The following is a 23,122-nucleotide window of genomic DNA, read 5'->3' as shown; positions in this document are numbered from 1 at the left end:
TTTATTGTTGGAAGCTATATTTTTTTTCTAAATACTTAATCACATTATGAATAACAAAAGTCATAAACAAATATATTCCACCAGCCACAATAAATACTTCTATAGGCTTAAATGTTGTTGATATGATGTATTTAGCAACACCAGTTAAGTCCATTAGTGTTACTGTGCTTGCTAATGAAGTGCCTTTCATCATTAAAATTATTTCATTTCCATAGGCAGGAAGAGATTGTCTAATCGCAATAGGTATTTGAATTTTATAAAATATAATTTTGTTTGAAATACCTAGACTTTTCCCAGCTTCAATAATTCCTGGTTTTATAGTTTGAAATGCAGATCTTAAAATTTCAGACGTGTATGCGCCTGTATTTAATGTAAAGGCAATAATTGCACACCAATAAGGCTCTTTTAAAACAACCCATAAAACTGTTGATCTTAAATATTCAATTTGTCCTAATCCAAAGTAGATAATAAAAATTTGAACTAATAAAGGAGTACCTCTGAAAACATAAGAGTATCCATAAGCAAATTTATTAATAAATATATTTTTGTTTAATCTTAAGATTGCAAAAAATAATCCAAGAAATAATCCAAAAAACAAAGATGCTGATAAAAGTTTTAAAGTAATAACAGTTGCTCCTAAGAGTTTTGGAAAACTAGTGATCATTAAATCAAAATCCATTAATAACCCCTACTATATTTTGCTTCTAATTTATTAATTAACTTCATACTTATGTAAGTGAGCAATAAATATAAAACTGCTGCAAAAGAATAAAAAAATAATGGATCTCTTGTAGACCCTGCAGCAATATAAGATTGTCTCATGATTTCGACCAAACCAGTTACTGATATTAAAGAGGTATCCTTCAAAGTAATTTGCCAAACATTACTTAAATTTGGAATTGCTAATCTTAACATTTGAGGAAGAATTATTTTATAAAATTGACCAAACTTGCTTATTCCTAAAACTTTAGCAGCTTCGAACTGCCCTTTATCAATAGACTGAATGGCTCCTCTAAAAACTTCTGTTGAGTAAGCTCCTGAAATTATACCAATCGCAACTGCGCCAGTAATAAATGCATTAATCTCTATGTATTCGTAATAACCAAATATTGATGCAACATACATGATTGCACCACTCCCCCCAAAAAATAATAAATATATTACTAATAGTTCTGGCACACCTCTAATTACTGTCGTGTAAAAATTACCTATAAAGTTTAGTGTTTTATATTTTGAAAGTTTAAGAGGAGTAAAAATTAAAGCAAACAGGAAGCCAACTAACATCGCTGTAACAGATACAGCAACAGTCATTAAGGTTGCGTAAAATAACTCGTCACCCCAACCTGTTTTTCCAAATGCAAGAAGTTCCATATAGACTGGCGACTATATATTATAGTCGCCAAATCCAAAATTAATTACATAGAAGCGTCGAAACCAAAATGTTTAATTGCAAGTTTGCTTATTATTCCTTGTTTTCTAGCTTTGTTAATTGCTTTATTGAAATCTTTTAAGATTTTAGCGTCTCTTTTTCCGATTTTGCTATCACTAGCTTGTCTGATTCCAACACCAACTCCATTTCCAAATGCACCTCCTGAAAAAGTTGGTCCAACTAAAACAACTGGCTTACCAGATTTATCTGCATAATCTGTAAACGCTACAGCTGCAGCAAGCGCAACATCACATCTTCCAGAAGTTAAATCTAAGTTAACCTCGTCTTGAGTTTTGTAAGTTCTAACATTTACACTTCCAACATCACCAGATTCTAAAAAGTTTTGGTGAATTGTACCTGTTTGAGTACAGACTGTTTTTCCAGCAAGAGCATCAGTTAGAGTTTTAAGTGCTTTTTTAACACTAGAACCACCTAAAGATAAATTGATACCTTCTGGTGTATCCATGCCTTCTAAGCTTGAACCTTTTATTGCAGCAAGAGATGCAACTTCATCAGCATAACCTTGTGAGAAAGTAATTGTTTTCTTTCTTTCATCAGTGATTGACATGCCGGCCATGATTGCATCAAATTTTCTCATTACTAATGCAGGTATCATACCATCCCAATCTTGCTCAACGATTGTACACTCATACTTCATAATTTTACAAAGCTCTTGAGCTAGCTCAACCTCAAACCCAATTAAATTGCCAGAAGCATCTTTTGAATTCCATGGAGGATAAGCACCTTCAGTTCCAATTTTAATTTTCTCAGCAGAAACATTTCCGATGATCAAAAAAGAAGCTAGAACTGTTAAAATAGTTTTTTTGAATATATTCATATTTTCTCCTTTAATTGGAATAATTATTTCACAATTTTTAGAAAGAAAAAAGAAAAATTAATGATTTATTGATGATGAAAAATTCCAAGCACAATCAAAACTTGGTATGTAAACTCTAGATAATTTAGCATTACCAAAATTTTGATTAAAGACATTTAACCAACTATCAACTTGCTTAGGTTTTTTATCCTGACTACCAACTTGAGCTGTAATTACTCCTTTTGGTTTTAATATTCTCACCAATGAATCCATATTTTTTGCCGCAAGATCGATGCAAAACTGATCATCATTAAGATCGACAAAAATATGATCGTAAGTATCATCAGCAACTGATTTAATACTTTCAAATGCATCTCCCCATACACATTTAACTGAATTTTTTTCTGTAGCTTTTTTTCCAATATCACCAAGATGTTTATTGCAAACATCTACAACTTCCGGATCTAACTCATACCAATCAATAAAGTTAAAATTTTTTGAAATACATTCTCTTGCAACTCCACCATCTCCACCTCCGATGATAGCTGCTCTTTCATTATCTTTGTTTAAATTTAAACCTGAACCAACAAATGTAGAGCTGTATAAGTGTTCATCGGTTGCAGCAACTTGAATTTCACCATCTATAAACAATGATTTTCCAAACTGCTCAAGATCTAAAATTTCAATATGTTGACCAACTTTGGATTTAAAATCTTCCAAAACATCATTTACTACATAAGATTTTTGTAAACCTGGAGAACTATAAATGTCATGATAAAGTGATTTTGTATCTCTATTAAATTCTTTTTTAACAATTCTTGTATGTTCAAATTCTTTTTTAATTATATCAATTGCAACTGAAGGACTTACTTTCCCGCAAGTAAAAAAATCAAAACTAATAATTCCTTTTTCAGGAAATGTATGAAAACTAATATGACTTTCTGCTAAAAGAGCTAATATTGTGAAACCTTGTGGTTCAAATTTATATTTAGAAATATTTAATATTGTAACTTTTGCAGCTTTTGCAATTTCATGAATTACTTTTTCATAAACTGAAGGATCGTATTCTTTTGTAGTTCCAATGATATCTAGAGTTATATGTTCTCCAACTTTGGTCATTAGCTATCCTTTTTATAATTTTTAGCTTTGAATAAAACTTTGTTCATTTCTGCTATAGAAAGAATTTTAGGCTTACCCAATTTCAGGCTCGTTATATACTGAAGCGATATATTTTCAACCTCTTCAGCTAACTCAAAAGCTTTTGGTAAATTATCTTCAAATGCAATCTGACCGTGATTTGCAATTAAGCAAGCTTTTCTACCTTTTAGAGCTCTCAAAATATTTATAGATAACTCTCTTGTTCCAAAGGTTGCATATTTTGCACATTTAATGTCATAGCCACCTGCCATTGCAACCATGTAATGAAAAGGAGGTATTCCTTTATTATGAGTAGATACGGCAGTTGCATTTGTTGAATGAGCATGAACAATAGCTTTAGCTTCTTTTTTATTTTTATAAATATCTTGATGAAATTTCCATTCTGAAGAGGGAATACCTTTTTTCTTGTCAAACTTACCGTCTAATGAAACGAAAACTATATCTTTATTTTTTAAAGTTGAGTATTTTTTTCCAGACGGGGTAATTAAAAAACCATTTTTATACCTTACTGAGATATTTCCAGATCTTAAAGCTGATAATTTTTTTGTATTCAACATTATTGAATATCGAATAATTTCAGAACTCAAATTTTTCATTTGAATAAGTTTTTTAGTCCATTGGTGGAAGCTTTGCATACTCCTCTTTCAGTAATTAATCCACTTACATATTTTGCAGGAGTTACATCAAAAGCTAAATTCATTGCTTTACTTTTTTGTGGGTATATCAAAACTTTCTTAACTTGATTGTTTTCATCAATACCCTCAACATGAGACAATTCCTGAGAATTTCTTTCCTCAATAGGAATGTCTTTTGCATCTTTGATATTCCAATCAATTGTTGAACTTGGAAGTGCAACATAAAAAGGGACTTTGTTATCATGTGCAGCTAAAGCTTTTAGATAAGTTCCAATTTTATTGCATACATCTCCATTGGACAAAGTTCTATCTGTTCCAACAATACACATATCAACTTCGCCTCTTTGCATTAAAATACCACCAGTATTATCAGCAATAATTGTATTTGGAATTTCTTCCTCATTTAGCTCATATGAAGTTAAATTTGCACCTTGATTTCTTGGTCTTGTTTCATCTACCCAGACATGAACTGGAATTCCTTTTTTATGAGCATGATAAATTGGTGATGTCGCTGTACCCCAATTGATAGTTGCTAACCAACCTGCATTACAATGAGTTAAAATATTTACTGTACTTTTTTTCTTATTGTAGATTTCTTCAATTATTTTTAATCCATTTATACCTATATTCTCACAAAATTTTTCATCATCATCACAAATTTCTTTAGCTTCTTTTAAAGCAATATCTAAAATTTGGTCGGTATTGATCCCTGATAATTTTTTCATCATACGATCAACTGCCCATTTTAAATTTATGGCAGTAGGTCTTGAATCAATTAATTCTTCCGAACATTTACTTATAAATTCGCGAGAGTTGTTCTCATGAATAGCCAAAACTATTCCGTAGGCAGCTGTTGCCCCAATTAAAGGAGCGCCTCTAACTTCCATTACCTTGATTGCATTTATTGCATCTTTAATTGATTTAAGATCTTTTATTATAAATTGATGTGGAAGTTTTGTTTGATCAATTATTTTTACTATTTTATCTTCATACCATATTGTTCGGTATTCTTTTCCTTGAATTCTCATTTACTCAAAACCCTACCCGCAACCGTTTTTAACCTGTCTATTGTTTTTTGGGTTCGTTTTTCTGGGGCAGTAATAATGGCTACATCTAAGCAATTATTAGTTGGATCGTTTGGATCTATATGACTTTCAAAATTATCAATCAAATTTTTAATCATTACTTTTGCTTTTTCAGCATTTCCTAACAAAACTTTAATCACTTGTTGAACATCAACGTTTTCATGATCTGGGTGCCAACAATCAAAATCTGTAACCATTGAAACTGATGCATACCTAATTTCTGCCTCTCTTGCGAGTTTTGCTTCAGGCATATTGGTCATACCAATTACATCTGCTTTCCAAGATCTGTATAAATTAGATTCTGCCAATGTAGAAAATTGTGGACCTTCCATAACAACATAAGTTCCATTTCTTTGATATTCTATATTGGATTTTTTAATCGCATCTTCACAAGCATTCATTAATCCATTAGATGTAGGATGTGCCATAGATACATGAGCAACGATTTCATCATCAAAAAAAGATTTTACTCTTGCAAAAGTTCTATCAATAAATTGATCAACAATAACAAATTTTCCAGGTGGCAATTCTTCTTTCAGAGATCCTACGGCTGAAACTGAAACAATATCAGTAACACCTAACTGTTTTAACGCATCGATATTTGCTCTAAAATTTATATTAGATGGAGAAACAAAATGCCCTCTTCCATGTCTAGGTAAAAAATATACTTCTTTATTTTTATAATTAGTTTTTAATATATGATCAGATGGTTTACCCCAAGGTGTATCAATTTGTAATAATTCTCTGTCAGTAAATTCTTCAACATCATAAAGACCACTTCCACCAATTATCGCTAATTTATTTGTTGTCATAATTTAAAATATATTTATTTATAATTGAGTATTATGAATTTAAAAGATCATATTAGATCAATTCCTGATTATCCTAAAAAAGGTATTTTATTTAGGGATATAACTACTCTAATTAAAAACGAGGAAGCTTTTGCTGAAACAATTAATCAAATTATTGAAAGATCTAAAAAATACAAAATTGATAAAATTGCTGCAATAGAATCAAGAGGTTTCGTGTTTGCCTCTGCTGTTTCTTATATACTTAAAAAACCTTTTATAATGTTGAGAAAAAAAAATAAGTTACCAGCTGAAGTACATTCAGTAGATTTTGAATTAGAATATGGAACTGCAACTATTGAGGTTCATAAAGACTCTATTTTAAAAGATGAGTCTGTTTTAATAATTGATGACTTAATTGCAACTGGTGGCACCGCAGAAGCTGCTGCTAAATTGGTTGAAATGTGTGATGCAAAAGTAGCTGCATTTGTTTTTGTTATTAATTTATTTGATTTAGGTGGATCAGATAATTTGGTAAATAAAAATTATAAAGTTGAAAACTTAATAGAATTTCCAGGACATTAAATGGTAGCGGGAAGTGGGATCGAACCACTGACCTCGGGCTTATGAGTCCCGCGCTCTAACCAACTGAGCTACCCCGCCATGAAGTGAGAGATTTATACTACATTTATTAACTCTTTCAACTATAAGTAAATTTCTTATGAAAAAAAAAATTACTCTTCTATTTATCAGCCACTTTTTCTTTTTAATAATAGGTTTTGGCTTAGGTGTATATTTTCTACCAATTTTAACCGCACCAGAGTCAGTCGAAATAAGTAAAATTAATGAGTATGAAAATAAATCTCAATATCAAACTGAGTTTGTAAGAGATTTAAGAGGGAGTGATCCATTTCACTGGGGAGAAGCAAAAGTTACAATTTCAAATACAAAAATTACAGTTAATGGTGCAATTGCACCCGGGCCAGATTATAAACTTTATCTAACAAATGAATTTACACAACATGAGGATGAATTTTTACCAATTAAAGATGAAGCTAAATATGTAGCAGAGATTAAAAGCTTTGAAAACTTTGTTGTTGATGTTCCTTTAAATGTAGATGTAAGTAAATTCAATACCCTAGTTATTTGGTGTGAAAGTTTCAGTGAATTTATAACTGCAGCTAAATACCAATAATTTTTTTTATTAACTATTTTTAAAATTAGTTTGCTTTAATGGTTTAAAGATAATTTCAGCAGGATATTTAATTTTCTCTATTTCTATTGAAATTTTTCCATTTAGAAGTTCATCATCTGAATAGTCATTATTTATATAACCAAACGCAAGATTTTTTTTGAAGTTAAAAGAATAATTACCCGATGTAGTTCTTCCAACTATTTTATTGTCTATATAAATTGGTTCATCGTGAAGTAGAAGAGGTTTTCCTGGTTCATTATTTTTAAGGACAAACATAGCAAACTTCCTATCAATTTTTTTATCTTTTATTTTTTCCAATGCTTCTCTTCCAATAAAATTAAAGTCTTTCTTATAACTAATTGTAAAGTTAAGACCAGCTTGATATTGATTTTCTTCTGGTGAAATGTCATGACCCCAATGTAAAAAACCACTTTCCATTCTCATTGTATCTAATGCATGCATTCCACAATTAGATAAATTATATTTTTTACCTTTTTCTATTAATTTCTCATATATATTTTTAGACTCAGAATTTTTAACATATAGCTCATAACCTAACTCTCCAACGTAAGATAGTCTCTGGGTCCATATTTTAGTTCCGTCAATTTCAATATATTTTGAATTTGCAAACTTAAAATTTTCATTGCTAAAATCGTCTGAGCTTAAATCTTGCATTAACAGCCTACTCTTTGGCCCAAATATTCCAAACACACAATAATCATCAGTAATGTCAGTTAACTCAACATTATCCGATAGATGCTTTTTAATATGAAATTTATCTCTTTCTCTTGTTGCTGCAGAACTAATAATTCTAAAATGATTTTGATCTATACAAACTACTGTAAGATCTGTCTCTATTCCTCCATCTTTATTGACCATATGAGTATAAGTACATTTTCCAGGTTCCTGTTTTATATTTGATGTGCAAATTCTCTGAAGATCTTCATGTGCTTTCTCGGATTTAATTTCAAATTTAGAGAAAGGAGACAAATCATATAGACCAACATTTGTTAGTGTGTTGTTAGTTTCGTATTTAACTGATGGATACCAGTTTTGGTAATTATAACTGTATTCATACTCTGCTTTTTCTCCATCAAGAGCAAACCACATTGGTCTTTCATATCCAGCTGAAACTCCAAAACATGCACCAAAACTTTTTAATTCATCGTGGTATGGTAATTTTTTTACATTTCTTGATGTTTTGTGTTGTTTATAAGGCCAATGCATTCCATACAAATCTCCAAGTGACTCCGTAATACGATCTTTAATAAAACCTAATTTTGAATGAAACTTTTGAAATCTCTTGATATCATAATTAAAAATATCCTTGTTAATATGGCCAGTCATTAACCATTCTGCAGTTACTTTTCCAACTCCTCCTCCACTACCAATACCTATGCTATTCAAGCCACAACTAACAAATAAATTTTTAACTTCAGGGACTTCGCCTAATAAAGAATTGGTATCAGGCGTAAAAGACTCTGGTCCAGAAAAAAACTTTCTAATTCCAGCTTGCTCTAAAACTGGGAATCGTTTCATGGATTTTTCTAAATATGGTTCAAAATGATCAAAATTTTCTGGAAATTCACCAAATGAAAAATCTTCTGGAACTTTATTAGTATCTTTAAATGCAGGGATTGATTTACCCTCAAATATTCCAATTAAAAGTTTTCCAGCATCTTCTTTAATATAAGTACTGCTGTCAAAATCTCTAATTACAGGTAATGTTGGTGAGAGATTTTGAATTGGCTCTGTAATTACATAAAAATGTTCTGCAGGATATAAAGGAATGCTTACTCCTATTTTTTCTCCAATTTGTCTAGACCACATACCTGTTGCAAGAACCACATATTCACATTCAATATCTTGCCCATTAACTCTAACACCACTAACTCTACCATTTTTAGTTAATATTGTTTCAACAGGTGATTGCTCAAATATTTTTGCTCCACCTAATCTTGCACCTTTTGCCAACATATGTGTAACACCACTTGGATCAGCTGCACCATCACCAGGCATCAACACTCCACCTTTTAAATCTTCTGTGTACATAATTGGATAATTTTTCTTTATTTGATTTTTATCTAAAATCTTAATATCAACATCATACAATTGAGCCGTAGTTGCCTGTCTTTGAAGTTCTTGCCATCTAGCATCTGTTTGAGCAATTGATAGTGCTCCATTAATTCTTAAACCAGCCGAGTGATCAACTTCTTTCTCTAATTTTTTATAAAGATCTAAAGTATATTTTCTAATTTTTGTAACAGCTGCTGTTGGGCCTAATTGACTAACTAATCCTGCTGCATGCCAAGTTGTACCTGATGTTAATTGATCTCTTTCTAAAAGAACAACATCTTTCCAGCCAAATTTTGTTAAGTGGTAAGCAACAGAATTACCAATTACTCCACCTCCAACAACAACTACCTTTGTGCTAGAAGGATACTTTTTTTCCATTACTAATGTTTGACAGCTTCTCCTGGATCTACAAAGTTGTGACCAAATACATCTGCAACTGCCTTATAAGTAACCATTCCTTTATGAACATTTAATCCAGCTAAAAAGTTTTTATCTTCACTTAGTGCTTTTTGATAACCATTGTTAGCAAGTTTAACTAGATAAGGTAACGTTGCATTGTTTAACGCTAATGTTGAAGTTCTTGGAACTCCACCTGGCATATTTGCTACACAATAATGAACAACATCATCAACGATATAAGTTGGTTCACCGTGAGTAGTTGGTTTGCTTGTTTCAACACATCCCCCTTGATCAATTGCAACATCAACTATAACAGATCCTCTTTTCATTCTTTTGATCATGTCTTTAGTAACTAATTTTGGAGCTTCAGCACCTGGAATTAAAACTCCTCCAACTAATAAGTCTGCTTCAGAAACTAATTTTGGAAGATCAATTTTGTCACTTTGTTCAGGAATAATTTTGTCACCAAACATCTCCACTAATTGTTTTAATCTAGCCTCTGATTTATCAACGATATGAACTTTAGCTTGCATTCCTGTTGCAATAACTGCAGCGTTTTCACCCACAACACCACCGCCTAAAATTACAACAGTTCCACCGGTTACACCTGGAGCACCACCTAACAAAAGTCCTCTTCCACTTTGATTTTTTTCTAAACAATGAGCACCAGCTTGTACTGACATACGTCCTGCAACTGCACTCATTGGGGCTAATAAAGGTAATCTCCCATTATCATCTGTTACAGTTTCATAAGCTATATTAACACTCTTTGATTTAATTAAACCTTCAGTTAATTCTTTTGCTGCTGCTAAGTGAAGATATGTGTAAACAATTTGATTTTCTCTAATCATATCAACCTCAACTTTTTGAGGTTCTTTAACTTTAACAATTATGTCTGCATCATTAAAAATATCAGCTGCTGTGCTTGCTATTTTTGCACCTGCATTTGTATATTGATCATTTTCGAATCCAGCTTCAAAACCACCATTGTTTTCAACAATAACTTCGTGACCTTCAGAAACCAAGGTTTTAACACTCTCTGGTGTTAGCCCTATTCTATTTTCTTGAGGTTTTATCTCTTTAGGTACGCCTATCTTCATAAGCACTCTCCATGTCTTTAATTAAACTAATTAGTTCTTTTGGTTTTTTTGATAGTTCGTAATACCTGTTCTTAGTTTATCAATAATCTCATCTATATGTTTTTCTTCACATATAAATTGAGGAGCGATAATTAGACAGTCACCAGTTGCTTTAAAGTTCACACCTGCTTCATAACAAGCTTTAAAACATTCATAACCTGCTTTACCTGGTTTAGTATTCATTTTCATATCAATACCACCCATCATTCCATAACCTCTTATGTTCTCAACTGACTCTAAATCTTGAAGAGAAAATAATCCTTTTTGGAAATAAGGTGCTAAATTTTTTGCTCTGTTAAAGATATCTTCTTTTTCAAAAATATCTTGAACAGCTAAACCTGCTGCTACTGCAACTGGAATTCCTGAATAAGTATATCCATGAAATAATTCAACAGATCCCATTGGTGAAGCATCCATTACTGCATCATAAATTTCATCTTTACATGCAACTACACCCATTGGAACAACACCATTAGTTGTTGCTTTAGCCATAGTCATTAAATCTGGAGTAACACCAAACTCATGACTTGCAAAAGAAGAACCTGTTCTTCCCCATCCAGTAATCACTTCATCAAATATCAAAAGAATCCCATGTTTGTCACAAATTTCTCTTAATCTTTGTAAATATCCTTTTGGTGGAACTAAAGTTCCAGTAGATCCGGCAATTGGTTCTACGATACATGCTGCAATATTTTCTGGTCCAAAGTTACTTGCAATTCTCTCTAGATCATCTGCAAGATCTCCTCCTGTTTCAGGTTGACCACTTACAAATTTATGATCTGGTAAATGTGTATGTCTCATGTGTTGAACACCTGGCATTAAAATGCTAGCAAATGTTTTAACATTATTAATCATTCCACCAACTGAAACACAGCCAATATTCATTCCGTGATAACCTCTTTCACGTCCTACAAATCTAAATCTATGAGCATTTCCTTTTGCTCTATGATAAGCAATTGCAATTTTAATTGCAGTTTCAACAGCAGTTGAACCACAAATTGTAAAAAACATTTTATTTAAATCACCTGGAGTGTGTTTTGAAATTTTTGTAGCTAATTCAAATGAACCACCAAAACCTTGTTGGAAAGGCTGTGCATAATCTAAAGTCTCTAATTGTTTGGTAACTGCTTCTGTAATTTCTCTTCTTCCATGTCCTAATGGATTACAAAATAATCCTGAGCTTGCATCAATTTGAGTTTTTCCATGGTGAGTTTTTAAGTAAACTCCTTTTGCTTCAGTAATTAATCTTGGGTTTGCTTTAAAATCTTTATTCGATGTAAACGGCATCCAATGTTCATTTAATGAATTTGGAACTGAAGTTCTTGTCTCTGAGCTCATAAATTTTTTTCTCTCTTTATTAACTGTTATAAATATTTCCAACTATTAGACTAAATCAATTGCTTTGCTAGAAATATTTTGACCATCCAAAATGATGCGTCATATGTATACAACTTTTAATTGAGCTTATCTTTTTGTTTTACAACCACCCAAAATTGAATTTAAATAAGGATAATTTAATTAAATTAACATAGGGGAATAAATGAAAAAAATACTAAGTTTTATTCTAGGATCTATTTTTGCTCTTAACCTTTCAATTTCAGTTGCAAACTCTGCAGCTACTGAAGTTAGAGTTGCATACTTTCTAGAATGGCCAAGTCCAAATCTAGAGGACATGCAGAAGAAAAATTTTGCAAAAGCTCTTGGTGTACCAGTTAAGTGGACAAACTTCACTAACGGTGGAGCTATGACTGATGCAATGTTAGCAGGAGATATTGATATTTCTTACTCACAAGGTTTAGTACCCTTCATCAATGCTGTAAAATCAAATGCACCACTTAAGTTAGTGGATATTGCTATGGAATACGGAATGGGTGGAACTACTTGTGTAACATCAAATGCATCTGGAATTACAAAAGCTAACGCTACTGAATTAGAAGGTAAAAAAGTTGCTGTTCCACTTGGAACAATGGCTGAATACGTTTTTGACGAAAGTATGAAAGTTGTTGGTGCTGACAGAAGTAAAATGGATATTATTCAAATGGACCCTGAAGAAGGTGCTGCTGCATTAGTAAGCGGTGATGTTGTAATGGCATGTTTATTTGGTGGTAACTCTATTAAAGCAGCAACTGCAGTTGGTTCAAGATTATTAACTGTAGATGAAGCAAGAGCAGCTGGTATTTTAGGTATAGATATCACATCTGTTACAGATAAATTCATGAAAGAAAATCCAGGAATGCTAAGAACTTTCATCGAAGTAACTCACGAAGCAAACGACAGATACAGATCAGGTAAATCTGATATGAATGCTATGTCAAAAGCTTCTGAAATGACTGTTGCTGACATGAAAGAAACTTTAAGTGGATTTAAATTCTTAACTCCAGAAGAAACTAAAGCTTCTATGGAGAGCGGAAACCTAGATGGGTTCTTAAAAGGAATGGGAACTCCAGCTGGTAACGTAGACACAAGTTTCTTACCTTTATAATTTTAAAGGTTTAAGACTTTTTAAATAGGCGCTAATTTAAAAAATTAGTGCCTATTTTTTTAAAAAATTTCTAATATAAGGGCGCTATGAGTGATCTTGTTTCTCAAAATCTAAATATGATTTTTAAAACTCCAAAAGGAGAAACGGTTCATGCATTAAAAGATGTGAGTTTTACTTTAAAAAAAGGAGAACTACTTACTGTTCTTGGCCCATCTGGTTGTGGAAAAACAACTTTATTAAATATTACTGCTGGATTTTTAAGACCGACTTCGGGAAAAATTACTTTAAACAATAATGAAATAGATGGACCTGGTGTTGAACGAGGAATGGTGTTTCAACAAGGTGCTTTGTTTGAATGGTTAACAGTTGCTGAAAACGTAAACTTTGGTCTTCGTATGAAAAGTGAAGATCCAGAAGTAACCGCAAAAAAAGTTGAAGAATGGTTAGATATAGTTGGGTTAAAAGGATTTGGTAACACTCCTACTTATCAATTATCAGGTGGTATGCAGCAAAGAGTTGCTCTTGCAAGATGTTTGATTAATGATCCTGATTTAATTTTAATGGATGAGCCATTAGGTGCTTTAGATGCATTAACAAGAGAAAAGATGCAGTCTTTAGTTTTAAAAATTTGGAAAGAAACTGGAAAAACAATTATTTTAATTACTCATTCTGTTGAAGAAGCTCTTTTACTTGGTGAAAGATTATATGTAATGGCACCAAGACCTGGAAGAATACATAAAGAGTACAATCTTCCATTTGCTGAAATGGGCCTTACTCAAGATTTAAGAGAAATTAAAAAAAATAAAGAATTTTCATCTACTAGAGAAGAAATTTTATCCATGATCTGGAATATGGAAGAAGAAATAATGGGGAAAGATAATTAATGTTAACCCAATTTGTAACAATATTAATTATCGTTTCAGTTATTGGGTGTATTCTTTATGGACGAAGATTAATCAGAACTGAAAAAGTAGATGCAGTTTTTGGAAATCCAGAAAGAGCTAAAGGTGGAACGCACTGGGTAATTGTTGGAAGTAGTGCAATCCTGATGCTCTGGCTTTATTATTCATGGGATATTGCAAAAGGTTTTTATCCAAAATCAGCTAATGAATTATGTCAGGTTGCTAAAATTAATGAGTCGTTATTAGGTTTAAAATATCAGTTCCCTATTGAAGAAAGAGAGTTCAAAAGTACATCCATTATTAAAATTGAAAATAAAAATCTTGTAAAAATTGCAAATGAAATAAATGGATCTCCAGATCTAAATGATCAACAAAAAACAATTCTTGTAAGCTACATTGATAGAACTTCTAAATTAATTCCACTGTTAACAAGTGAAGAATTAATGGAAATGGATACCAAAATTAAACTTCAAGAAATAACGGAAGAAATAAAACTTCTAAGTTCTAATTTCCAAAAGAAAGATTATCCCTTTGAGACAGATGCACAAAAAACTGAAAGACAAAAACTTATTGATGAACAAGGTGGCTGGGGAATTACTACAATAGATTCTGGAAGTGGGTCTATTGAAAATACAATTGAAATACCAACTGCACCTCAAACAAATAAAGGTTTAAAATTTCATGCAGCTGCAGCAGAATTAAAAAAAATTGATGACAAGTTTTTTAAATTAAAAAATCATAATCCACCTTTCAAAAGCTCAATTAAACAACTTAAAGATGACATTAAAGCTTACAGAAAAGATTTAGATGATAGTGAAGAAATAGCATCTGACTATGCAAAAAATATAGTTAAAATTGCAAGAAGAATAGAATTTGCAAGTATCTACCCTCCTAATGCATTAAATGAAATGCAAGCAGCAATCATAGAGTTTGATGAGTTACAAAATAAAGAACAAGCTGGATTAAGATTAATCGATATACTTTTATTTCCTGCTGGAACAATTGTTGCAAGTGGACCTACTTGTTCAGAACAAGGTTCTGGTAGATGGTTACCTAAACCATCTGATACATTTAATAAGTTTGTATTGATGTCTAAACCAAGTGTTGGATACAAAAATGTTCCTCTTTTATGGATTGAAATGGTTGATGTTAGTAAAATGATTGGCTTTGTTTTACCAGATTGGATAGCTGATATTTTACCTGGTGAGTATCCAGTTCATACAAAAGATGGAATAGTTAAAGAGAACTTTAAAAGCAATGTTTTAAAAGTTGTTACTGGTGACTTTAAATTATTCAAAGTTCCAGTTCCATACGGACATATCTGGGATTCTTTTATGCGGGTATTTTTAGGATTAGTGTTTGGAATTATTATTGGTGTTCCATTAGGATTATTTATGGGTCTTAATAGATTTGCAAAAGGCTTCTTTGATCCATTAATTGAACTTTATAGACCGGTCCCACCACTTGCTTGGGCTCCTTTAATTATTTCTGTACTTGGAATTGATAACTCTGGAAAAATATTTTTATTATTTATGGTCTCTTTATCTATTATGATTATTTCAGCAAGAGCTGGAGCATCAGGAACTCAATTATCAAAAATTCATGCTGCTCACTCATTAGGAGCTACAAAAAAACAAATCTTAAGATATGTAATTTTCCCAAATTCTCTTCCAGAAATTTTAACTGGAATAAGGGTTGCAGTTGGTATGTGTTGGGGAACACTAGTTGCAGCAGAATTTTTAGCTGGAACCACTGGTATTGGTTTTGTTGAAAACGTTGCTAAAAAATACTTTCAGTACGAAGTCATTTGGATAACGATATTTATTATGGGTCTTCTTGGTTTATTATTCGATGTTACTTTAAGAAAAATAATTGATAAAACTATACCTTGGAGAGGCAAAGGTTAATTAACATTAATTTAAAAGTTAGACTTTTTTAATAAAACTTATTGCAGCACCAACGGTAGTTAAAAATCCAGCTAATGGCAAAATTGCAACTGCATATTTTTTAGGCATATAATTAGGTTTGAACTCAATACCCTGCATACTAATTTCAAAATACCACATTTCCCAATACTTCCCTCTCATACCTTCTACAAGTTCAATTCCATATATAATTAAGACGATACCAATTATCATAATCATAACTTTCCAGAACTGACGAATGTATAAGGAAACTCTCTCTGGTAATTTTTCATATATTAAATTTAAAGCTACATGTTCATTATCTCTAGCTGTCAAAGAAAGTGCTATAAACATCAACCAAATATTACTTAATACTGTAAGTAGATCTCCCCATACAGGAGGATTATTAAAAACATATCTCATCGTAACATTATAAAGAGTGAAACCAACCATTGCTGCTAAAAATATTGAGCACATAGCTTCAAGCACCCTATGAACAAAACGATCAATACTATTCAAAAATTTCATCATTAATTACTCAATAGATTAGGAAGAAACATTGTTAATTCTGGAACAACTAAGATAAAAAATAAAAGTAAAAATAGTCCAACCAGGTAAGGAATTAAAGCAACAGCTACTTTTTCTAAACGCACTTGAGCTATTGTTGCAGATGTAAAGTACGCAACACCAACTGGTGGTGTAACTGATCCAATTAAAAATCCTACTATTACAACGATTGCAGCTTGTACTTCAGGAAAACCTGCTTGAGACATAACATTCACAAGCACTGGACCAACAATGATAATGTTTACTGCTGAGTCCATTACGGTTCCAAGAAGAAAAATAAACAATATTAATGCTAAAATAAATAATATTGGAGAATCCGCTAAACCTAAAAGCCAAGTTTCAAGGTCACCAATTGCTCCAAGTGAGGTAAGTAACCAACTAAAAGGTCCTGAAGCAGCTATAATGATAAAAACCATTGCTGAATTACGGAATGCTCTACGAAAAGCACCAGTACAATCTTTCCATTTGATAGTTCGGTAAACAAATACACCAGTAAACAAAGCAACTAAAGCAGTGATAGCACCTGCCTCAACAACCGATGCGACACCTCCCATCACCGAACCTACTAATACTAAAGGTATTAAAAGAGCAAATGAAGAACGATACAATTCTTTACCAGCTCGACGAACTGAGAACGGCTGATCACTACGCTCGAAATTATATTTAACTGCAAAGTAATGATTGATTACCATTATAACAACACCAATCAAAATACCTGGAACAATCCCAGCTGCAAATAAAGATGCAATTGAAATTTCAGTTGCGTTAGCAAGAACGATCATCATGATACTGGGTGGAATAATTCCTCCTATTGTGGAACTTACACCTGTAACCGCAGCTGAAAATGCTGCAGGATAACCAGCTTTCTTCATAGCTGGTAAAACTAACGCTCCAACAGTTGCAGTATCTGCTACAACAGAACCATTCATGCCTGCAAAAAACATACTCACAAGAACATTAACTTGAGCCAACCCTCCTCTTATACGGCCAATTAATGCTCTACTTAAAGCAACTAAACGGTCAGTAATTGTTGCACTTGTCATCAGCTCACCTGTTAACATAAAGAATGCAATGGCAGTCAATGGAACCGAGTCTATAGCGGTAAACATTTGACTGGGAATTAAAACGAGAGGAACGGCATCTGTTAATAGAATATAAACAAATGGTATGAGTATTAATATAAAGCCAATTGGAGCTCCTAATAAAATTAGCAAAAGGAGTACGACAAGTAAAATAATACTTTCCATAGATCTTTATAAGTTATGATTTTTTTTAGGTAAAGACCATCTAATTCTAAAATAGAACTAAATGGTCTTCACAAAGTTTTAATTGAAGACTTATAGAGCTCCAGCTGCTTCTAACTGAGCTACAAATCCATCCATACCTTGTTCAAGAAGCACTCTTTTAGCAACTTCTGGTTCAAAAGTACCCTTAGCATCTAACCAAGCACCGATTGCACCAGCTCTCCACTTAGTCATTTCTGCTTCTGTTGGAACATACCACTCTTTAGCAGATGCTTTAATTGCATCTTCACCATTTTTAATCCAAGCGTTATCCAACTCGTTTACTTTTTCTCCATAAGCATCAGCTGCTTCATGTAACCATTTTCTTTGTTGGTCAGACAATGCATTGTACTGTTTAGCATCCATCGCTAAGATATTTCCAGACCACATTCCTCCGATCTCAGTGAAATATTTTGCAACTTCATGAAGTTTTGCTACATGCTGCCATGGACTAGCAACATACTGACCTTCAACTACACCTGATTGAAGACCTTGATATAATTGACTCCAGTCATAAGGTGTTGGTGTTGCACCCCAGTTTTTAACTAGCATGAACTCAACAGGACTTTTAGTAGTTCTCCATTTAAGTCCTTTCATATCATCTGGTTCGTGAACAGGTTTAGTTGCATTTCCAAGCTGTCTAAATCCTCCACTTGAATATACAGAAAGGCAAATATGACCAGCATTTTCAAGAGCTAGTTTACACTGTCTTTCAGCTAACCATTCATCTGATATTCTTTTAGCGTCCTCTAATGATTTGAAAATAAAAGGCAAATCGAAAATTGCTAATTCAGGCCCAAAGTTACCATAGTTTGCAGTAGAACTAGTCCACAAAGCTATAAGCCCTTGGTTAGCTTGTTCACCACATTTTTGTTCTGCGCATAAGCTTCTTTGGTAGTGAGGTTCAATTTTCATTTTACCCCCAGATGCTTTCTCCATAGCTGGTATTAAAGCCTGGTCAATTGCGTCACCAATTGGCATACCCAATCTACCAGTAGTTCCAAGCTTAAGAGTTACTTCTGCATAAGCAGCTTGTGCAAAGAAAATAATTGCAGCCACTTTTATAAGTGTCTTGCTTATTGTTTTAATAAACATTTTATTTATCTCCTCTTAGTTAGTTAAAGTATCAATTTAAATTAATTGAAGCCTAATTAACTTTAAGTTAGAAGTATAGAAAAAAAGTAGTTATTATAAAATTATTTTATAGTGATGCAGTTTTGAATTGTATGATTAATCTTTTTGTAAATCTATTTATTTTAATCTTTAGGAACCTTAGATTAAATTTAATAAATAAAATAAATTCAATATAGGAAAAATTTATGAGTTCAGGTAACAAATATAAAGTAATAGCTAGTAAAATTAAATTTGAAGGAAGAGCATTTATTAATGGTAAATATGTAAATGCTATTGATGGACAAAAATTTGAAACAATTAATCCTGCAACTGGTAAAAAACTTTGTGCTGTTGCAAAATGTAATCATAAGGATGTTGACTTGGCAGTTAAAGTTTCAAGAAAGGCATTTAATAGTGGAGTGTGGTCTAAAAGTTCACCTGAACATCGAAAAGAAGTTTTATTAAAATTTGCTGAATTACTGAGAAAACATGGTGATGAAAATTCAGTTTTAGAATGTATAGACACAGGTAAACTTATTGCTGATTGTATTAATGAAGTTGCAAATGATGCTCCAATGCATTTTCAGTGGTATGGAGAATTAATTGATAAAGTTTTTGGAAAAGTTGGTCCAACAGAGCCATCTATTACTAGTTTAATTGTTAAAGAACCAATTGGTGTTGTTGCTGGAATTGTTCCTTGGAACTTTCCTTTAATGATGGCGGTATGGAAAATGGCCCCAGCACTTGCAGCGGGTTGTTCAGTAATAATTAAACCAGCGGAGGATACACCACTCACAGCTATTAGAGTTGCTCAAATTGCAAAAGAAGCTGGTGTACCGGATGGTGTTTTAAATGTGCTTCCAGGTTATGGCGATGTTGGTGAAGCTTTAGGTCGACATAAAGATGTTGATGCAGTTTCATTTACAGGTTCAACTGAGGTTGGAGGATACTTTTTAAAATACGCAAGTGAAAGTAATTTAAAACCTGTTGCATTAGAAATGGGAGGAAAAAGTCCGTTTATAGTATTAGAAGATGCTAAAATTACTGATGACTTAATAGATAACGCGATGAATTCTGCATTTTGGAATGGTGGACAAAACTGTTCAGCCAATATGAGACAGATAGTTCATAAGAAAGTTAAAGATGAATTTTTACATAAAATTATCAAAAAAGTTAAAAAGTTAAAAGTTGGAGATCCATTAGATCTTAAATCAAATATGGGATCTATGATTTCTAAAGGTCACCTACAAACTGTTGATGGATATATTCAAACAGGTATTGATGAAGGAGCAAAACTTTTATCTGGTGGAGTTTCAAGTAAGAAGCAAAAGGGTTTTTATGCAAAACCAACTTTGTTTGATGGATTAAAAGAAAATATGACTATCGCTCAAGAGGAAATTTTTGGACCTGTGCTTGGAGTGTTAACTGTAAAAAATGATGAAGAAGCTTTGAAAATTGCAAGTAATTCTAAATATGGATTACATGCAAGTGTGTTTACACAAGACATAAACAGAGCATTTCATTTAGCTAAAAGTTTGCCTTGTGGAACTGTGTCAGTGAATACTTTTTCTGAGGGAGATATCAAAACACCTTTTGGGGGATATAAGCAATCAGGCTCATTAAGTAGAGATCAAGGTACTGAAGCTTTAAATTCATTTCTTCAAACGAAAACTATTTGGATAAGTCATAACTAATTGATGATCAAACCATACAAAATAAGTGTGCCTAAAAGCACGCTTAATAATATTTACAAAAAAGTAAGAGCCTATCCGTGGAACATGATGCAAAATGTAAATGGATGGGAGTATGGAACTAATTATAATTATTTAAAAAAAATATCTCAATATTGGGTTTCAAAATATAACTGGAAGAAATTTGAAAACAAAATTAATTCTTTTAAAAACTATAAGACTAATGTGGATGGTATAAATCTGCATTTTATTATTGAAAAAAGTAAAAATCCAAAATCTAGACCATTGTTACTTTTGCACGGTTGGCCAGGTAGTGTAATTGAGTTTTTTGATATCATTCCAAAGCTTGCTCATCCTGAAAAATTTGGTGGAAAAATTGAAGATGGTTTTGATGTCATTGTGCCCTCATTACCAGGATTTGGTTTTTCAACTCCGATTAAAAAAGCTTTAGGTCCAAGAAAGATTGGAAAAATTTTAAATAAATTTATGGTCAAAAATTTAGGTCATAAAAATTACATTGTGCAAGGTGGAGATTGGGGAGCGACTATTGCTGCATGGATTGGTCTTGATAGTGCAAAAAATTGTAAGGGAATTCATATTAATTGTTTGCCAATCCGACATCCAAAAGGACCAAGAAATAATAAAGAAAAAAAATGGGAAAAAAAATTCAACTCTGATCAAATAATGCAGGAAGGCTACAGAACTCAACAAGCAACAAAGCCACAAAGTTTATCTTATGCAATGATAGATAGTCCGGTCGGAACAGCCGCCTGGATTTTAGAAAAGTTTCACGGTTGGTCACACCTAAATAAAGGGAAGATAGAAAAAACATTTTCAAATGATGAATTAATATCAAACATAATGATCTATATAATAACAAATAGTTTTAATACTGCTGCTTGGATTTATTTTGGAAGAAGAAAAGAAGGTGGCAGGTCTTTTCCAAAAAATTTTAAAAAAATAAATGTTCCAACAGCAATAGCAGAATTTCCAAAAGAAATGCTAGAGTGGCCTCCAAAATCTTACGTAAACAGAATTTTTAATATTAAAAGATGGAAAAAATTTCCTAAAGGTGGTCATTTTGCAGCTTTAGAGGTTCCAAATTTATTAATTAATGATATTAAAAATTTTTTTAACGAAGATTTAAAAATATTCAAATAAGTGAAAACACCCCTATTAAAAAAACAAGTAATTAAGATTTTTCAAAAGTTTGGTTTAAGTAAAGATCATGCTTTAATTTCTGCTAATGCTTTAATCAATGCAGAACTAGTTGGTGCTTATGGTCATGGTTTATCAAGACTTAAAATGTATTGTGATAGAATTTCTAAGAAAGTAATTAATCCACAACCAAAAATAAAAATTAAAAAAATTTCATCTTCTATCTCACATATTGATGCAAACAATAGTATTGGATTTGTTGCTGCTGATCTTGGAATAAAAACTGCAATCAAAAATGCTCAAAAAACTGGTATTGGAATGGTTGCGGTAAAAAATAGTGGTCACTATGGTTTATCAGGTTATTACGCAGAACAAGCGGTTAAGAAAAATTTAATAGCAATGATTTATACAAATGCTCCCCCAGCAGTTGCTCCTCATGGTGCGTTAAAAACTTTATTTGGAACTAATCCAATTTGTTTTGGAACTCCAACTGGTTCTAAAATTCCTTTTATTTTAGATACATCAATTTCAATGATTAACAGAGGTAAAATTAGAGTTGCTGCAAGAAACAATCAAACAATTCCAGCTGGTGTAGCATTAGATAAATTTGGAAAACCAACTACTGATGCGAAAAAAGCATTAGCAGGAGTTCAATTACCTATTGCTGGTTTTAGAGGTTCAGGACTTGCTTGGATGGTTGATATTTTAAGTGGAGTATTAACAGGAGGAAATCATGCAGGTCGAGTTAAAGATCCTTTTGATGATTTTACAGGTCCGCAAAATATTGGACATTTGTTTATAACGTTTAAAGCAAACTTATTTCAAAAAAATTATAATCAAAGAATTAAAGACAATATTAAAACAATAAAAAAACTTCCTAAGATTAAAGGTGTTAAAGAAATAATGTATCCAGGACAAAACAAATTTAATCGTTACAAACAAAATCTTAAAAAAGAAATAAATATTCCTGATATTATTAAAAAAGATTTAGAAACTTTAATAAGTAAAAAAAGTTAAAACTCCTAAACAAGCAACAACAGAAGAAACAATGATTGTTCTTTTAACTTTTTCTTTTTTTTTCTCTTCAAGAAGTCTTTGCTTTAGAACATCCACATTCACTCTTTGTGGAGCTTCAATATTTTGAGGGGGGTTCTCAATTTCAACGGATGTTCTATTTAAGCTTTTTGTACTCATAATTTTTAAATACAAAATCATTTAATCATTAATAGTTACATTATTACATATTAGGAATGTCCAAAATGGGTTGACTCTTATTTATGTATTGTCCATATTGGGTTTTT

Annotated in this window: 22 protein-coding genes and 1 tRNA gene; 8 read left to right on the top strand and 15 right to left on the bottom strand. The window is 32.0% G+C overall.

Annotated elements, in window-relative coordinates:
• Position 1: 1 nt before the first annotated feature.
• Genes ACTTBI_RS01720 through ACTTBI_RS01690 form a run of 7 tightly spaced genes read right to left on the bottom strand, consistent with a single transcriptional unit; the run spans position 2 to position 5,936 of the window.
• Positions 2-679: an ABC transporter permease gene (locus ACTTBI_RS01720; RefSeq protein WP_440633503.1), complete on the bottom strand. Its 678-nt coding sequence runs from the start codon at positions 677-679 to the stop codon at positions 2-4.
• Positions 679-1,371, bottom strand: a complete 693-nt coding sequence (locus tag ACTTBI_RS01715; protein WP_440618288.1) for an ABC transporter permease — start codon at positions 1,369-1,371, stop codon at positions 679-681. The genes ACTTBI_RS01720 and ACTTBI_RS01715 overlap by 1 nt, the downstream gene beginning before the upstream one ends.
• A 44-nt stretch (positions 1,372-1,415) precedes the next feature.
• Positions 1,416-2,267, bottom strand: a complete 852-nt coding sequence (locus ACTTBI_RS01710; RefSeq protein WP_440652320.1) for a transporter substrate-binding domain-containing protein — start codon at positions 2,265-2,267, stop codon at positions 1,416-1,418.
• A gap of 57 nt (positions 2,268-2,324) precedes the next feature.
• Positions 2,325-3,365, bottom strand: a complete 1,041-nt coding sequence (speD, locus tag ACTTBI_RS01705; RefSeq protein ID WP_440652319.1) for an adenosylmethionine decarboxylase — start codon at positions 3,363-3,365, stop codon at positions 2,325-2,327.
• Positions 3,365-4,000 (bottom strand): class II aldolase/adducin family protein, encoded by a 636-nt coding sequence (locus ACTTBI_RS01700; protein WP_440652318.1) that lies wholly within the window; start codon positions 3,998-4,000, stop codon positions 3,365-3,367. Before ACTTBI_RS01700 ends, speD begins: the two co-directional genes overlap by 1 nt.
• On the bottom strand, positions 3,997-5,067 hold the full coding sequence (gene mtnA / locus ACTTBI_RS01695; RefSeq protein ID WP_440652317.1) for an S-methyl-5-thioribose-1-phosphate isomerase: 1,071 nt from the start codon (positions 5,065-5,067) through the stop codon (positions 3,997-3,999). Before mtnA ends, ACTTBI_RS01700 begins: the two co-directional genes overlap by 4 nt.
• Entirely contained in the window at positions 5,064-5,936 is an 873-nt protein-coding gene (locus ACTTBI_RS01690; RefSeq protein ID WP_440652316.1) for an S-methyl-5'-thioadenosine phosphorylase, read from the bottom strand. The genes mtnA and ACTTBI_RS01690 overlap by 4 nt, the downstream gene beginning before the upstream one ends.
• 33 nt (positions 5,937-5,969) lie before the next feature.
• On the opposite strand from ACTTBI_RS01690, the gene ACTTBI_RS01685 reads away from it, so the two are divergent.
• The gene (locus ACTTBI_RS01685; RefSeq protein WP_440618283.1) at positions 5,970-6,497 is read left to right on the top strand and encodes an adenine phosphoribosyltransferase; all 528 of its coding nucleotides are present in this window, start codon (positions 5,970-5,972) and stop codon (positions 6,495-6,497) included.
• A gap of 1 nt (position 6,498) precedes the next feature.
• Here the strand turns inward: ACTTBI_RS01685 and ACTTBI_RS01680 are convergent.
• A tRNA-Met gene (locus ACTTBI_RS01680) sits at positions 6,499-6,575 on the bottom strand.
• Between the two features lie 58 nt (positions 6,576-6,633).
• Here ACTTBI_RS01680 and ACTTBI_RS01675 point away from each other — a divergent pair.
• Positions 6,634-7,107, top strand: a complete 474-nt coding sequence (locus ACTTBI_RS01675; protein ID WP_440652315.1) for a DM13 domain-containing protein — start codon at positions 6,634-6,636, stop codon at positions 7,105-7,107.
• 9 nt (positions 7,108-7,116) lie between these two features.
• Here the strand turns inward: ACTTBI_RS01675 and ACTTBI_RS01670 are convergent, their stop codons facing one another.
• Genes ACTTBI_RS01670 through ACTTBI_RS01660 form a run of 3 tightly spaced genes read right to left on the bottom strand, consistent with a single transcriptional unit; the run spans position 7,117 to position 12,059 of the window.
• The gene (locus ACTTBI_RS01670) at positions 7,117-9,561 is read right to left on the bottom strand and encodes a GcvT family protein (protein WP_440652314.1); all 2,445 of its coding nucleotides are present in this window, start codon (positions 9,559-9,561) and stop codon (positions 7,117-7,119) included.
• A 2-nt stretch (positions 9,562-9,563) separates the two neighbouring features.
• Positions 9,564-10,682, bottom strand: coding sequence for an alanine dehydrogenase (gene ald, locus ACTTBI_RS01665; protein ID WP_440652313.1), 1,119 nt, complete (start codon positions 10,680-10,682; stop codon positions 9,564-9,566).
• 30 nt (positions 10,683-10,712) lie between these two features.
• Positions 10,713-12,059 (bottom strand): aspartate aminotransferase family protein, encoded by a 1,347-nt coding sequence (locus tag ACTTBI_RS01660; RefSeq protein ID WP_440652312.1) that lies wholly within the window; start codon positions 12,057-12,059, stop codon positions 10,713-10,715.
• Between the two features lie 202 nt (positions 12,060-12,261).
• Here ACTTBI_RS01660 and ACTTBI_RS01655 point away from each other — a divergent pair, with 202 nt between their 5' ends.
• The 3 genes from ACTTBI_RS01655 to ACTTBI_RS01645 all read left to right on the top strand — a co-directional run bounded on the left by ACTTBI_RS01655 (position 12,262) and on the right by ACTTBI_RS01645 (position 16,012).
• Positions 12,262-13,203 (top strand): ABC transporter substrate-binding protein, encoded by a 942-nt coding sequence (locus tag ACTTBI_RS01655; protein ID WP_440614218.1) that lies wholly within the window; start codon positions 12,262-12,264, stop codon positions 13,201-13,203.
• An 86-nt stretch (positions 13,204-13,289) separates the two neighbouring features.
• On the top strand, positions 13,290-14,087 hold the full coding sequence (locus ACTTBI_RS01650; RefSeq protein WP_179850418.1) for an ATP-binding cassette domain-containing protein: 798 nt from the start codon (positions 13,290-13,292) through the stop codon (positions 14,085-14,087).
• Positions 14,087-16,012: an ABC transporter permease subunit gene (locus ACTTBI_RS01645; protein ID WP_440652311.1), complete on the top strand. Its 1,926-nt coding sequence runs from the start codon at positions 14,087-14,089 to the stop codon at positions 16,010-16,012. Before ACTTBI_RS01650 ends, ACTTBI_RS01645 begins: the two co-directional genes overlap by 1 nt.
• Positions 16,013-16,030: 18 nt before the next feature.
• Here ACTTBI_RS01645 and ACTTBI_RS01640 read toward each other — a convergent pair whose 3' ends face one another.
• The 3 genes from ACTTBI_RS01640 to ACTTBI_RS01630 all read right to left on the bottom strand — a co-directional run bounded on the left by ACTTBI_RS01640 (position 16,031) and on the right by ACTTBI_RS01630 (position 18,954).
• Entirely contained in the window at positions 16,031-16,540 is a 510-nt protein-coding gene (locus ACTTBI_RS01640; RefSeq protein ID WP_440652310.1) for a TRAP transporter small permease, read from the bottom strand.
• A complete protein-coding gene (locus tag ACTTBI_RS01635; protein WP_440633518.1) occupies positions 16,540-17,823 on the bottom strand; it encodes a TRAP transporter large permease in 1,284 nt (427 codons plus the stop codon). Before ACTTBI_RS01635 ends, ACTTBI_RS01640 begins: the two co-directional genes overlap by 1 nt.
• Positions 17,824-17,913: 90 nt before the next feature.
• Positions 17,914-18,954 (bottom strand): TRAP transporter substrate-binding protein, encoded by a 1,041-nt coding sequence (locus tag ACTTBI_RS01630; protein ID WP_440614214.1) that lies wholly within the window; start codon positions 18,952-18,954, stop codon positions 17,914-17,916.
• A 224-nt stretch (positions 18,955-19,178) separates the two neighbouring features.
• Here ACTTBI_RS01630 and ACTTBI_RS01625 point away from each other — a divergent pair, with 224 nt between their 5' ends.
• Genes ACTTBI_RS01625 through ACTTBI_RS01615 form a run of 3 tightly spaced genes read left to right on the top strand, consistent with a single transcriptional unit; the run spans position 19,179 to position 22,838 of the window.
• Positions 19,179-20,666 carry an aldehyde dehydrogenase gene (locus ACTTBI_RS01625; protein WP_440634456.1) on the top strand — a complete coding sequence of 496 codons (1,488 nt, stop codon included), beginning with the start codon at positions 19,179-19,181 and terminating at the stop codon, positions 20,664-20,666.
• A gap of 3 nt (positions 20,667-20,669) precedes the next feature.
• Positions 20,670-21,824 (top strand): epoxide hydrolase family protein, encoded by a 1,155-nt coding sequence (locus ACTTBI_RS01620; RefSeq protein WP_440652309.1) that lies wholly within the window; start codon positions 20,670-20,672, stop codon positions 21,822-21,824.
• Positions 21,825-22,838, top strand: a complete 1,014-nt coding sequence (locus tag ACTTBI_RS01615) for an Ldh family oxidoreductase (RefSeq protein WP_440652308.1) — start codon at positions 21,825-21,827, stop codon at positions 22,836-22,838.
• On the opposite strand, the gene ACTTBI_RS01610 is transcribed toward ACTTBI_RS01615, so the two are convergent.
• Complete coding sequence (locus ACTTBI_RS01610; protein WP_440652307.1) at positions 22,818-23,015, bottom strand: hypothetical protein; 198 nt, start codon at positions 23,013-23,015, stop codon at positions 22,818-22,820. The two genes, ACTTBI_RS01615 and ACTTBI_RS01610, sit on opposite strands and share 21 nt — an antisense overlap.
• Between the last annotated feature and the right edge of the window lie 107 nt (positions 23,016-23,122).

Source organism: Candidatus Pelagibacter sp. HIMB1542 (assembly GCF_052047835.1).
Taxonomy (GTDB): domain Bacteria; phylum Pseudomonadota; class Alphaproteobacteria; order Pelagibacterales; family Pelagibacteraceae; genus Pelagibacter.
Note: the sequence above shows the minus strand (reverse complement) of the source record. Positions and strands in the feature narration are given on the sequence as shown.